Source organism: Streptomyces sp. NPDC005017 (assembly GCF_042873115.1).
GTDB lineage: Bacteria > Actinomycetota > Actinomycetes > Streptomycetales > Streptomycetaceae > Streptomyces.
The window spans coordinates 98,006-110,261 of the sequence record NZ_JBIALD010000028.1 but is presented as its reverse complement, the minus strand read 5'-3'; the positions used below and the strand labels follow the sequence as shown (position 1 = coordinate 110,261).

At 71.2% G+C, this 12,256-nt stretch carries 15 protein-coding genes and 1 pseudogene; 4 read left to right on the top strand and 12 right to left on the bottom strand.

Annotation, left to right across the window (positions count from 1 at the left end; genetic code table 11):
• Nucleotides 1–684 precede the first annotated feature (684 nt).
• Together ACFYR0_RS31855 and ACFYR0_RS31850 are read right to left on the bottom strand one after the other, a co-directional pair.
• The gene (locus tag ACFYR0_RS31855) at nt 685–2,094 is read right to left on the bottom strand and encodes an FAD-dependent oxidoreductase (protein ID WP_389335833.1); all 1,410 of its coding nucleotides are present in this window, start codon (nt 2,092–2,094) and stop codon (nt 685–687) included.
• Complete coding sequence (locus tag ACFYR0_RS31850; protein WP_389335830.1) at nt 2,091–3,287, bottom strand: polysaccharide pyruvyl transferase family protein; 1,197 nt, start codon at nt 3,285–3,287, stop codon at nt 2,091–2,093. Before ACFYR0_RS31850 ends, ACFYR0_RS31855 begins: the two co-directional genes overlap by 4 nt.
• A 469-nt stretch (nt 3,288–3,756) precedes the next feature.
• Here ACFYR0_RS31850 and ACFYR0_RS31845 point away from each other — a divergent pair, with 469 nt between their 5' ends.
• From ACFYR0_RS31845 to ACFYR0_RS31835, 3 genes and pseudogenes are all read left to right on the top strand, one after another.
• Complete coding sequence (locus ACFYR0_RS31845) at nt 3,757–4,176, top strand: phage holin family protein (protein WP_389335854.1); 420 nt, start codon at nt 3,757–3,759, stop codon at nt 4,174–4,176.
• Nucleotides 4,173–4,622, top strand: coding sequence for a DUF3618 domain-containing protein (locus ACFYR0_RS31840; protein WP_389335827.1), 450 nt, complete (start codon nt 4,173–4,175; stop codon nt 4,620–4,622). Before ACFYR0_RS31845 ends, ACFYR0_RS31840 begins: the two co-directional genes overlap by 4 nt.
• A gap of 4 nt (nt 4,623–4,626) precedes the next feature.
• A pseudogene (locus ACFYR0_RS31835) lies at nt 4,627–4,885 on the top strand (DUF4235 domain-containing protein); the annotation flags it as partial.
• A 192-nt stretch (nt 4,886–5,077) separates the two neighbouring features.
• Here ACFYR0_RS31835 and ACFYR0_RS31830 read toward each other — a convergent pair.
• From ACFYR0_RS31830 to ACFYR0_RS31820, 3 genes are all read right to left on the bottom strand, one after another.
• Nucleotides 5,078–5,287, bottom strand: coding sequence for a hypothetical protein (locus ACFYR0_RS31830; protein ID WP_389335824.1), 210 nt, complete (start codon nt 5,285–5,287; stop codon nt 5,078–5,080).
• Nucleotides 5,288–5,490: 203 nt separating this feature from the next.
• The gene (locus tag ACFYR0_RS31825) at nt 5,491–5,853 is read right to left on the bottom strand and encodes a hypothetical protein (RefSeq protein WP_389335821.1); all 363 of its coding nucleotides are present in this window, start codon (nt 5,851–5,853) and stop codon (nt 5,491–5,493) included.
• Between the two features lie 41 nt (nt 5,854–5,894).
• Entirely contained in the window at nt 5,895–6,320 is a 426-nt protein-coding gene (locus tag ACFYR0_RS31820; RefSeq protein ID WP_389335818.1) for an ATP-binding protein, read from the bottom strand.
• Nucleotides 6,321–6,712: 392 nt separating this feature from the next.
• Here ACFYR0_RS31820 and ACFYR0_RS31815 point away from each other — a divergent pair, with 392 nt between their 5' ends.
• Entirely contained in the window at nt 6,713–6,907 is a 195-nt protein-coding gene (locus ACFYR0_RS31815; RefSeq protein ID WP_389335816.1) for a hypothetical protein, read from the top strand.
• A 27-nt stretch (nt 6,908–6,934) separates the two neighbouring features.
• Here ACFYR0_RS31815 and ACFYR0_RS31810 read toward each other — a convergent pair whose 3' ends face one another.
• From ACFYR0_RS31810 to ACFYR0_RS31780, 7 genes are all read right to left on the bottom strand, one after another.
• Nucleotides 6,935–7,096, bottom strand: a complete 162-nt coding sequence (locus ACFYR0_RS31810; RefSeq protein WP_389335813.1) for a hypothetical protein — start codon at nt 7,094–7,096, stop codon at nt 6,935–6,937.
• A gap of 192 nt (nt 7,097–7,288) precedes the next feature.
• Nucleotides 7,289–7,516: a DUF6480 family protein gene (locus ACFYR0_RS31805; protein ID WP_389335810.1), complete on the bottom strand. Its 228-nt coding sequence runs from the start codon at nt 7,514–7,516 to the stop codon at nt 7,289–7,291.
• A gap of 204 nt (nt 7,517–7,720) precedes the next feature.
• Nucleotides 7,721–8,512 (bottom strand): SigB/SigF/SigG family RNA polymerase sigma factor, encoded by a 792-nt coding sequence (locus ACFYR0_RS31800; protein WP_389335807.1) that lies wholly within the window; start codon nt 8,510–8,512, stop codon nt 7,721–7,723.
• 530 nt (nt 8,513–9,042) lie between these two features.
• Nucleotides 9,043–9,714 carry a phosphate signaling complex protein PhoU gene (phoU, locus tag ACFYR0_RS31795; RefSeq protein ID WP_389335804.1) on the bottom strand — a complete coding sequence of 224 codons (672 nt, stop codon included), beginning with the start codon at nt 9,712–9,714 and terminating at the stop codon, nt 9,043–9,045.
• A 533-nt stretch (nt 9,715–10,247) separates the two neighbouring features.
• Nucleotides 10,248–10,991, bottom strand: a complete 744-nt coding sequence (locus tag ACFYR0_RS31790; protein ID WP_389335801.1) for a GvpL/GvpF family gas vesicle protein — start codon at nt 10,989–10,991, stop codon at nt 10,248–10,250.
• Nucleotides 10,988–11,383, bottom strand: a complete 396-nt coding sequence (locus ACFYR0_RS31785) for a gas vesicle structural protein GvpA (RefSeq protein ID WP_389335851.1) — start codon at nt 11,381–11,383, stop codon at nt 10,988–10,990. The genes ACFYR0_RS31790 and ACFYR0_RS31785 overlap by 4 nt, the downstream gene beginning before the upstream one ends.
• 415 nt (nt 11,384–11,798) lie before the next feature.
• Nucleotides 11,799–12,182, bottom strand: a complete 384-nt coding sequence (locus ACFYR0_RS31780) for a hypothetical protein (RefSeq protein ID WP_389335798.1) — start codon at nt 12,180–12,182, stop codon at nt 11,799–11,801.
• Nucleotides 12,183–12,256: the final 74 nt, after the last annotated feature.

Genomic DNA, 12,256 nt, shown 5'->3' with positions numbered 1-12,256 from the left:
CCACCTTCGACCTCCGCCGTGCCGAACCGGGCATCGAGCAGGCGCGCACCCACTGCTCGTAAAGGGGCTGTCCCCATCCGCTGCCTGCACGGTTCGCCGACGCGTGAGGCCGCGGTGCCGTGGACCGGCGACACCGCAGGTGATGGTTTCAGCGTCGTGGCGCACCGCCTTGGCAACCATCAGAGAGAGTTGGCATGCTGCCCGGTGCCGTTAGCAGGGCGTGGTCGTAGCTGGTGCCCACTTCGGCGGGTCTTGGCGGGTCTTGAAGGATGTCGGCTCGGCTGGCCCTCACGGTCACGGCGATGTGGACAGGACCGGCGGTCGAGGCGGCCACGGTGCGCAGATGCCGTGCGTCCATCCTTGGTCTGTGCGCAGAACCGGGCGCCCCGGGTCAGGTAGGCGGTGTAGCCGCCGTCGTTCTCGATCTTCTCGGCACACTCGGCCTCGCTGGGAACCGGGCCTGAACCAGGAGGGGGCGCCAGTGTCAGGCCGCTGTCCGGAGTGCCGAGGGTAGGTCGTGCAGTGGTGGTGCCGATGCTGAGGTCTTGGCCCTTGTCGTCCTCGCCGACAAGGGGAGGTGTGGAGTCGAGGGCGACGTCCCGGTGGCAACGCCGAGGAGCGCCGGTTTTCCGCCGCACCGTTTCTGCTTTGCCGGCAGGCCTCGTGCGTGATCACGCACGGACCTCACCGAAGGCTGGCGCCCTGTGCGCGCAGTTCCTGCTGGACCGTGGGGGCCGGGACGTCGCGGGGCAGTGTGCCCCGGGTGGACGCGAGGGCTGCGCAGACGCCGGCGGCCTGCCCGGTGGCCATCGAGATGGGCATCACGCGGTACGAGGAGTGGGCGACATGGTCGCCGGAGATGCACCGGCCGGCGACCAGAATCCTGTCCAGGCCCCGGGGCATCAGGCACCGCAGCGGGATGTCGTACGACTCTGCGCGTGGCAGCCGCCGCAGCGTGGTGCCGCGGCCGCTCGGGTTGTGGATGTCCACCGGGTAGGCGCCCCGGGCGATGGCGTCGTCGAACTTGCGTGCGCCCAGCACGTCCTCGCCCGTGAGTTCGTACTCGCCCGCGATCCGGCGGGTCTCGCGGACCCCGATCTGCACGCCGCTCTGCACCACGTACGACTGCTCGAAACCAGGTACGCGGCTGCGTAGGAAGCGGGAGATCTGCTCCATCTGGCGGTGGGCGGTGAACTCGGCCCGGGTGAGATCCCAGACGCTGGTGCCGAGCACCTCGGTGACGCGGGTGGAGTTGACCGCGACTTCGCCGTCATTGGGGGTGGCGAAGAAGAGGATGTCCTCGCGCGGCAGGTCCAGCTCGCCGGCGTCGGTCGCCGCGCGGACGAGGTCCCACAGCCCGTGCACGCCTTTCCACTGGCCCGGATGGGCGCGGGCGTACCCGGCGAACTCCTGCTGGTCGAAACGCACCATGCGGAACATCAGCGTCATGGGCTGCGTCCAGCCGTCCTCGGGGCGGCCGATCTCGTAGGGCGCCCCGGCCGCGGCGGCGATGTCGCCGTCGCCGGTGCAGTCGACGATCACGTCGGCGTCGATGACGACCGGCCCCGACTTCGTCTCGAACACCGCACGGGCACGGTCGGGCAGCGGGACGACCCCCGAGGCGAAGGCGTGCAACAGGGTGCGCACCTCGTGCTTCTCCAGCAGGTCGTACACGACCAGCTTGAACAGCTCCGCGTCGAACGGCACCGTGTAGCCGGTGTCGACCGACGGGCGGATCGCCGCTCCGGCGTGCACCAGCTGCTCGAGCAGCATCCACAGGACACCTCCCACGACCGGTTCGCCCTCGCCGTGGTCGGGTGGCAGCAGGCGGGCGGTATCTCCCGCGACGGCCTGCTTGACCTCGTTGTGGAAGCTCATCAGCGGCATCACCAGCGCGGCGGTGGCATTGCCGCCGAGGAAGCCGTACCGCTCCACCAGGATGACCTGGGCGCCCGCGTTGGCGGCGCCGATGGCCGCCCCGATGCCTGCCGGCCCGCCGCCGACGACCAGCACCTGCGTGCTGCCCCCGTGCAGAGCCTGGCGTGCGGGCAGGTCGACGCGCCGGGGTACGCGAGGCGCTATCAGATAGGTCACAGGTCCTCCCGGGCCAGGAGCGGGCGGGGCCCGGCCGACGGGTGTTTCGCCGGCGGGCCGGACACGGGCGGTGGGGCGATGGTCTCCAGGTAGGCCAGGAAGTGCTCGGCGGTCCGGTCGGCCCGCGTCCGAAGGGCCGCGGTCCGGGCCGCGGTCTCGGCCTGCCGGGCGGAACGCTCGTCCCAGAGCCGGTCCACCTCGGCGAGCAGCAGGCCGACGTTCTCCCGCGCCACCCCGCGCAGGGCGGGCGCGCCGACCTGCTGGGCAAAATCGAACACCTTCCCCGCGTACGGCAGGGGGAGCAGGGGGACGCCGGCGAGCGCGGCGAAGATGAGGAAGTGCAGCCTCATCCCGATGGCCAGGTCCAGCTGCTTGACGATGTCGAGGACCTGTTGCGGGCGGGAGGCGCCGCGCAGCACCGTGCAGGCACTGGGGTCAGTCATGTGTGACGCCACGGCGTGCGCGTGGCGGATGTCGTCACGTTCCATGGGCACGAACACGACGTGGGCGTCCAGCCGGTTGACGAGGAAGTCGCCGACGTGGGCGAGGAGCTGGTGATAACCGTGTTCGTCGAGGTCCGTGGCGGCCCGCCCCGGCTCGCGCACGCTCATGCCCACCAGACGCACGCCGCGCGGCACGGCCTCGGCCCTCAGCAGCTCCTCCCCGCTGTCACCGGGCCGGAGCAGCAGGGCGGGGTCGGCGGTCACCGTGATGGGCCGCTCAAGACCCGCCTCCTCCAGGACGAGCTGCGACTCCTCGTCGCGGACCGTCACCACGGCCGCGTCGGTGAGGGTCGAGCGCACCCAGTCGCAGTCGACCTCGTCGGTGAGGGGGCCGGCGCCCACGGCGTACGTGAAGACGGGTACGCGGTGGCACTGGGCGGTGCGGACCAACCGCAGGTACCGGCGGGCCTCGGTGTCGTAGAGGATCCCGCCGCCTCCGAGGATCAGGACGTCGAGCCCGCGCATGTGCTCGGACGTCCGCTCCCGGCTCGCGCCCTCCCAGCCGACCACCTCGACGTCCGGTCGGACGCCCCGGCTGTAGTCCGGGTCGCGGGAGAAGACCACGATGCGGGTGTCCGGCCGCGCGCCCTGCACACGGTCCAGCATGGCGGTGAGGATCGCCTCGTCACCTACGTTCCTGCCGCCGTAAGAGCCCAGCACTCCCACCCTCACGCCGTCGCTCCCGCCCATGGTCACCTCCCGTGATCGCCAGCAGGCTCGGTCGCCTCCTACCAGTTCACCCCATAGGGGAATTTATGCACCTCAGCGCGGTGCAAGCCGATGGCCGGCGGTCAGGCGGTGACGATCGGGCGCCGGCCGTGCCACGGGTGACGCCGTCGTCAGCGCCCCGCTGGGTTCTGCGGCATGCGCCGGCCCGCTCGGAACCTGCGGAGCGGGCCGGCTCGTGTGCCCGGCGGCCCCAACTGCCCGGCACACGCGACAAGGCGCCCGGAGTGCCGCCGCGATCCACCAGGGCCGCATGCGGGCGGGTACCCGTGAGCCGCGGCCCCACCCGTCGGTTCGAGTGCCGCGCCGAAGTGATGCCCCTGAGTTGGCCCGTTCGGGGTACTCGGGTGATTCCGCGGCGGGCCACTGCACGGCCCGTCATGGATCGGGACAGATCGAGCCCATAAGACGGGAGGTGATCGCCGTGACGACCATGCAGCCGCCCCCCGGCGGCCGCAGTGCTCATGGCTCCGGCGAGCCGGTGAGCGAGCTGGTCCAGCGTGCGTCGCAGCAACTGACGGAACTCGTACGCGGCGAGATGCAGCTGGCGCAGGCGGAGATGAAGGAGAAGGGCAAACGCTACGGCAAGGGCGGCGGCCTGTTCGGCGGCGCCGGGCTGGTCGGCTTCCTGATGCTGCAGGCCTTGGTGGCCACCGCGATCGCCGCCCTGGCGGTGCCACTGCCGGTATGGGCCGCGGCGCTGATCGTCACGGCGGTGCTGGGTGTGATCGCCGCGGTGATGGCAGCGGGCGGAAGGAAGCAGATCAAGGAGGGCGCGCCGCCGACGCCCGAGCAGACGGTCCGCAGCGTGAAGGCCGACGTGGCCGAGATCAGGGAGAGTGCACAGCGATGACCCAGCCGCCCCACGACGAACCCCCCGCCTCCAGCCCCGCAGAGCTGCGCGAGCAGGTCGAGCGCACCCGCGAGGAGCTCGGGCAGACGGTCGAGGCGCTGGCGGCCAAGACCGACGTCAAGGCCCGCGCGCAGGACAAGGCAGCCGAGGTCAGGCAGCAGGCCGCCGCCAGGGCCGGGGAGCTGAAGGCCAAGGCAGCCCACACGGCAGCACAGGTGCAGGAGAAGATCCCCGGCCCGGTCAAGGACAAGGCCGCATCCGCCGCCGGGCAGGCCCGTGCCAGGGCCGCCCAGGCCGCCGGTCTGCTGCAGGACAAGGCGCCCGAACCGGTACGGCACAAGGCGGCCCAAGGGGCACAGGCAGCGCGGGACAACCGCACCCTGCTGCTGACCGCAGCCGGTGTGGGCGTCCTGGTGTGGCTGGCATACCGCCGTAGGAAGGGGTGAGCGGATGAGGGCCCGGAAGATCGCCCGCAAGCCGGTCGGTCTCGCTCCGGGAGCCGTCAGCGGCATGCTCGCCTGAGCCGTGTTCAAGCAGGCGTGGAAGACGCTCGGCCACGGCGAGGACGCCCCCGACGCCACCGGCGAGGAACGCCTCTGGGTGGAGGTGCTCCTCGCCGTCCCCTGCAGGGTGCGTTCTTCGCCGGGTCCAGGCCGCCGTCGACCGAGCCGGCGCCGCCACCACGCGCCGTCTGACCGGCACCTGGCCCGCCCATGGCCATCACCAAGCCGTCGTCGACGGCCTGTACGAGTACTCCCGTCGCGCGACCCTCCTGGACCGCGAACCCGCCTGACCGCCCCGACCAAGACACCCGCCATGATCGACTGGAGGTAAATCCTCTACGGAGCGGCCCTCTCAGCAGCCGTCGCCGGGAGTCGAACGAACCTGGCGGTGAAATGGCTCAGGAGTGGCTTGGCGTCCTCCGCCGGCGCGTACGCGTCGGCATCACCGCGCGGAGCGCGACGCCGGCCGGCCCGCCCGCGTCGGCCGCTTTGAGTCGGCCCCGGCCAGCCAGCAGCTCTTCGCGCAGGTGGGCGAAGCGGGCGCTGAGGAACCGGGAGACGTGCGTCTGGGAGGTGCCGAGCTGCCCGGCGATGGCGCTCCGGGGCATCGCCTGCGGTCCATCACCGGATGCACGCACCGGAGGGTGGTGTGGCCGGGCGGACGCAGTCGACAACGGGCCTGAGACCAGCCGGGAAACGCCGTCGGCGGGGCCTGGAGAAGGCCAGTTGCCATACGTGCGCTTCGCATGGAGCCGGCCCGGTCGTCATGGCCGTCGCGAAGACGCCCGCATCGGCGTGGGCGGGACCGGCGTCATCGCTGCGCGGAAGCGCGCCGTACCGTGCGATGGTCGTAGTACGCCCACGCGGTCGCCGCCACCCCGATCGTGAGCCCGACCGCCAGGGTCCGTACGACCCCGCTGGTAAGAGCGGCGACAAGGGCCGTGATCCCCGCTCCGCACAGCATGATCACGCGGCTGACGAAGCGCTGCTCGAGTGGCTGGGGATCCTCCCGGTCCTTGAGGTCGTGCACGGCGTCACGAGCGGGCTGTGCGGAACCGCGCCGTGCTCGAGCGCGGTATGTCAGCCCGTAGGTGACCAGCACGTACAGCGCCAGAGCGCCGATGGTCCAGAGCCAGATGCCCGGGTCGTCACTGAATCCTCGTGCCAGATACATGAGGCCGGTCCTTTGCCGTGAGCTTCACCGGTGAGCGGTGCTCAACTGCCGTTTCCCTGAGGGTTCGTGCCGGCGACGGCGGGTCGGAAGCACGCCGTCACCGTCTTGCCGTGCCGCTGGCACCTGGCTCCCCACTCGTCGGCGAGCCGGCGCACGATGGCCACTCCACGGCCGGAGGGCGCGTCCGGCTTCGGATCGCGCTGCCGGGGCAGCGCGGGGTCCTCGTCGTGGACGCTCACCTGCAGGCAGTCGCCGTCCCAGGTGAGTACGAGGTGGGCGTCGCTGTGTGCGTGGACGTGCGCGTTGGTGATCAGCTCGGACACCGCCAGCACGATGGCGTCCACCGTGTCCGGCCGGGCGGTGCTCCACGGCAGGGACTCCAGTCGTCCGCGGGTCCACTCGCGGCCGGCGCGCACTCCCTGGGACATGGGGAAGGAGTGCGCCCAGCCCATCGCCTTCACTGTCACTTTCCGGCTTCCTCTCCGTCGTCCGTGCCATGACGTGCACGCATCGTGTACCCGGCCCCCCGGCAGACAGGCATCGGACCATCTCGGGGCCGCGACCTCCTTGGATCGACCCCGTCCCGTCGTCGCCCGCGCCCTGCCCCGGCGGCCGGCGAACCCGCCCCCGAAGCCCCGCGCCGCCTTCTGCGGCAACTCATGCGCCACCAGCAGCACAAACCGCTCGACGACGCCACGATCGTGACGGCCGAGTGGCACCCCGACCCCCAGCGGCAGCCGCCGGCCTGGCGTGCGGGCCCACGTGCTCGCGTCGGTTGGTGGCCTGCGGACCCCGGCACCTGCCGTTTCCGTACGCCGGGCGCGGGGAACTCGCTCCGCCCGAGCGGAGGAGGAGCACCGTGACAGCACAGCACGGCAAGCGGGAAGAGGGCCCGGCGTGGACCGCGGACGAGGAGATCCTCGACGAGCTGGAGGGTTCCGCGAAAGGCGCCGACCCGGACAGGGACAGGAGGCGGGAGGAGCGCGACGGTGAGGCCGGCGACGGCCTCACTCCGAGCCCCTCCGCTCAGGAGGACGCCCGGGACGACACCTAATCCCGGTGCATCGCTTCCAGCGGCCGATCACGTGGTGGGGCTGAGTTCGGCGCGGCCGACAGCAGACGCCCGGCCGACCTTCTCCCGGATGGGGCAGGCGCCTTCGTGGCGGACCTTCGCCAGCATCTGCCCGTACGCCGGTCCGTACGGCTGCTGGTGCTCAAGCGGCACGTGCACGTTGGTGATCACTGCGGTGAATGGCTTTCGTGGAGAAGCGGGGGCGGCGCGGCAGCGGCACTTTGGGAGGTCGGCCGTGCGGGGGTTTGACCCCCGGTCGGCGTCCGGGGGTGCGTGGCTTCTCTGCGGGGCCACGCCGGTCATCGCCGGCGCATTGCTGATCGGGTCTGCAGGCATGCCGTGGATGTCGCAGTCGTTTCGGTGTCAGGCGATCAGTGTCACGGCCATCGCGATCAGTCCGATCGCCACCAGCGCGACCACGATCATGATGAGGACCAAGGGCATGGCTCCCCATCCCTTGCGCTGCTCGGGCGGCTCGGGATGTGAGATGCCGTGGGTGCCCCCTTCGGCAGGCGGCGTCTGACCCGGTGCGACGCCGCCGCCGGGCTGGAGTCCGGGGGTTCTCCTCGGCTCGGGGTCGGGAGTAGTCATCACGCACGCTCCTTTCTCGGCGTCCCGGGTACCCGTGGACGGCCGGTCCCCACGAAGTCCGGCGAGGAACCTGAGGCCGTGCGGTGCCGGTGGGAGGGCTCGGTGAAACACGCCCGCTCCTTCGTCGGGGAGACGACGAACCGACCACGGTCCAACCGCGTGAGGAGGGCGGAGGGCCGGGCGCCGCTCGGCGTCGGGCCGCTTTCAGTCGGCTGCGGCGAGGATTTCTTCGCGCAGGTGGGCGCAGCAGGCGCTGAGGAGGCGGGAGACGTGCATCTGGGAGATGCCGAGCTGCTTGGCGATGGCGCTCTGGGTCATGCCCTGGAAGAAGCGCAGGTAGAGGAGGGTCTGCTCGCGCTCGGGGAGTGCCTGGATGCAGGGCTTCACGGCCTCGCGGTCCACGATGAGGTCGTAGCCGGGCTCGGGGTCTCCGATGGCGTCGGCGAGGGTGTAGTTGTCGGTACCGGGCAGTTCGGCGTCCAGGGACAGGGCCGTGAAGCAGTCGAGGGCTTCCAGGCCGGTGCGGACCTCGTCCTCGGTGAGGCTGGTGTGGCTGACGATCTCCGCGACGGTCGGCACACCGCCCGGTGTGGTGGCGGTGAGTTCCCTGACGGCGCGGCGGACCTTGTTGCGCAGTTCCTGGGCGCGGCGCGGGACGTGGAGGGTCCACATGTGGTCGCGGAAGTGGCGTTTGAGTTCGCCGGTGATGGTGGGGATGGCGTAGACCGCGAAGGCGCGGCCGCGGCCGGGGTCGTAGTGGTCGACGGCCTTGACGAGGCCGACGGCCGCGACCTGGTAGAGGTCCTCGACGTTCTCGCCGCGGTTGCGGAAGCGCATGGCGATGCGTTCGGCCATCGGCAGCCAGGCGCTGACCAGTTCGTTGCGCAGTTGACGGCGTTCGGGCCCGTCGGGCAGCCGGTGCAGCCGGTCGAAGGCCGCGGCGGTGTCGGGGGCGTCGTCATGGGGGTGGTGCTTCGTGGTAGCGGTGACACGCATGGCGTGCACCTCCCGGATGGGGTGGTGCCGTAGAGGGGGCCACCGTGGGGGCAGCGTGCGTGTGTTCGCAGAGGAAGGACGGGGGCCGACGCGCGGTGTCCCACGGTCGTGCCTCCGGTCCGAAGCACCCTGTACACATACCCGGGGCGAAAAGGGTGAAACGGACTTCGTGAAAGGTTGTACGGCAGGCGACCGGTCGATCACATACCGGTACCGCTGGGCGTTACCGGCGGATGGGGAATGGCAGCCGCCGGCGTTGCGCGGTGAGCGACCGCCAGGCGGCGCCGACGGCTTCGCTGCGCCTCACTGCCGCGCGTTCTCGTCGGCTGCCGCGTCAGTGGCTGTGATCACGAGAAGGGGCGGCACTTGCCGGTACGAGGGATTCGAACTGGTCCGGTGATGCCCCGCCCGTGCTCACAGACCGAAGGCGCCGCCCTCGATGAGGATGAGCAGGCCGATGGTGATCAGAACAAGCCACCTCGGCCTCGACCGGGCGCGCTGCACTGTGCGGCGTTCTGCACACGCTCCCATCAGCCGGCCGGGGGCGTGCCGGGCGGGCCGGCGGGGTGTTCGCCGGTCGTGAGGTAGACGACCCGGCGTGCGACGGACACGGCGTGGTCGGCGAAGCGTTCGTAGTAGCGCCCGGTGAGGGTGACGTCCACGGCGGTCTCCACACCGTGCTGCCACCGCTCGTCGAGCAGGTGCTGAAAGACCATCCGGTGCAGTTCGTCCATCCGGTCGTCGTCCTTCTCCAGCTGCAGCGCGGCCTCGACGTCGTGAGTGACGATCACCTCGGCGGCCTGCGCCATCAGCCGCTGCGCGAGCTGGCCCATCTCCAGGACCGTCCGCCGCAGATCCTGTGGCACAGCGTGCCCGGGATAGCGCCGCCGGGCCACCTGCGCCACATGCTGCGCCAGAACGCCGCACCGCTCCAGGTCCGCACTCATGCGCAGCGACGTGACCACCACCCGCAGGTCGGTGGCGACCGGCTGCTGCCGCGCGAGCACCTCGATGGCCAGCTGCTCGAGGTCGCGGTGCAGATCGTCGACCTGTCCGTGCGCGGCGATGACACTCTCGGCAAGCTGGAGATCGGCATCCAGCAGAGCGCTGGTGGCACGGCCCATGGCCGAACCGGTCAGGTTCGCGATCCTCACCAGAGCCGCGCTGATCGATGCCAGCTCCGCATGATAGGCCTCACGCATTCCCGTCCTCGCATCCGCTCGAGAACTCCCTGGTGTCCGGGCTGTCAGACTCGCACACAGTCCGGTCCCGACGACGAAACGGCGCCGAGCACTGCTCATCGGTGTCGGCAGTTCGGTTCCGCGCGGCGAGGAGCCTGCTGCCGTACCGGCCACAAGCCGGGCGCCGTTCTCCGGCACACGGTGGGGGCCGAACGTGCTGCGGCCCCCCGGGGAGCCGGGCGGAACTGGGGGGCCGCTGACAGGCACGAGTCCCGGGGGTCCGTCCACCCGCACCGTGTCACCGCATCAACGCCCGGAACCCTTGGGGAGACACGCGGGCGTCGACACTGCGCCGCCTCCTCTGCGGCCAGATGCCCACGCCACAGTCCGGCCTGCCTCCTGAACCCTGTCCGCGCCCGGCCCTGCCCGAACGGGCATGCTCCCCGACCAGGACGGCGCGCCCGCACGCCCGAACGCGTCGGCGCGCCCGGCCGGGGAGTCGGCCGGGCGCGCCGGAGGTTCACCGGGTGCCCGGGCGTGCCGGGCCCGTCTGTTCAATCCTCCGGTTCGGGGTCGGAGGGGGTGCTGACGAAGCTGTAGGGCGGCATCGGGCCGCTCAGGCGCAGTTCGAGGTGGGGGTGTTTCTGTCCGAGGGTGTCGACGGCGGTTCGGAAGCGGTCCGCCGAGGAACGCTCCACGAGGAAGGAGAGGTTGGTGAGCCAGCCGGAGCTTTGGGGGCCCGGGCTCACCGCTTCGGCGGCCGGTTCCAGTGCCTGGCGGACCAGATCGGCGTCTTCCGTCTCGCGGGCCTGGACGGCGGTGGCGATCATCTCGCCGAGGCGGAGCTGGTCCTGGTGTGAGCCGCCGCCCGCCTCCCGGTTCGCCTCTGCCAGGGATTTGATCTCCGGGTTCTCGGCCGTCACGAGGCGCAGGACCGCCTCTTCGTCGTGGTTCGCCTTGAGGTTGTACTCGGTCCTGCCGTCCAGTGCGTCCAGCTGCTGCAGGAACTCCTCGGTGTGGTCGCTGAGCACCGAGGACACCGTGTCGTCGTCGGGGGAGACGTTCCCGAACCGCATGGGCAGGACGACGCCGCCCGCACCGGCGGCGTCCACGACCCGCTGGTGGGCGAGCAGATGGCGCCGCTTGGGCCGCAGCTCCGCACTGAGGTCGCTGATGATCGCTGCCACCTCCCCCTGGGGCAGGACACGGACCGGCTGAGGGGGCTCGCCGATGCCTTCCAGGCCCTCGGGCAGGGCTGGGTGGGAGGCGCGGACGATCCCGTAGACGTAGGTGCTCACCGGTCGTCCCTCCGACGGGCGGCGCCTTGCCTCCTGGCCCCTTCGTCGCGGGCCTGCTGGAAGGCATCGCTGATGGTTTCGGCGGCGCCGGCCAAGGCGCCCTTGGTCTTGCCGCGGGCGCCGGACTCCATGAGCTTGCCGGGCAGCTCGGTCAGGCCGGCCGGTTTGCGCGGGCCGGCCTCCAGGTCGAGGCGGTTGCAGGCTTCGGCGAAGCGCAGGTAGGTGTCGACGCTGGCGACCACGATCCGTACGTCGATCTTGAGGATCTCGATACCGACCAGGGAGACCCGCACGAAGGCGTCGATCACCAGGCCCCGGTCCAGAATGAGCTCAAGGACGTCGTAGAGACCACTGCTGCCTCCGCCGCCGCCTTGCTGCGTCGCCACGCTCATCATGATCAGCCCCTTGCCTTCACCGCTGCGGCCGTACACGTCCGCCTCGCGACGGCGGACCGCTCTCCCGCCGCGAGGGGCATTTCTTGGCGCGGGTAACCCCCTCCTACGCCCCCAAACGGCACCGGGACCTCCCCCGAGGTGAGCGGCCGCCGGGTGACGAACCTCCGAAAGCTCGGCATCGAGGAGAAAATGCCGGGGAGCCGGAGGAACGCGGCACCGGAGGGCATCGAAGACCGCTCCACTGGAGCTGGGACTGAACAGGGCCTACTCGGAAGCCCAGGGACAAGCCCTCAAGGGCTCTTGGTCCCACCGGAAACCCGCCTGAGATCAGCTGGACGAACCGCCGGACGCGAGGTCCGCAAGTCCGGTGGTGCGGGGGGAGGGCCGGGCGAACCGGCCCTCCTACCCGGTCTCAGCCCGGTCGGCGCCCGGAGGGCGGATCCTGTGGGTCCACGCCGGTTACCGCGGAGGCGTCCTTGGTGCCGCTGGGGCGCCGGGAGTGTCCTTTGCGCCCTGTGGAGCTGCGGCCCTTCTCGTCGCCGTCGGCGTGTTCCTCACCGCGCTTGCTGGCACTCTCCACGGTGTCGCCCGGTACCTGCCGCGTCTCTTCCCTGGACTTGGTGCGGCCTGGGCCTTTTCGGCCGCCGTACTCGTCGCTGTGGAAGGAGCGGTGGGCACTGGGGTTGTCCTGCTGTCGTGTCTCGTCCACGTCGGAGGCCCAGCCGTGCTGGCCGGTGCCCTGACGGTTGGGGTCCTGGCCGTGGGCGGACCGGGACGGGTGCGGCTTCTTCGTCATGGTTGGACCTGCCTGTTCGACGGCGTGTCTTGCGTTTGGGAGAACTGCTGTGCTGTGTGGCTTTCGTGGACGCC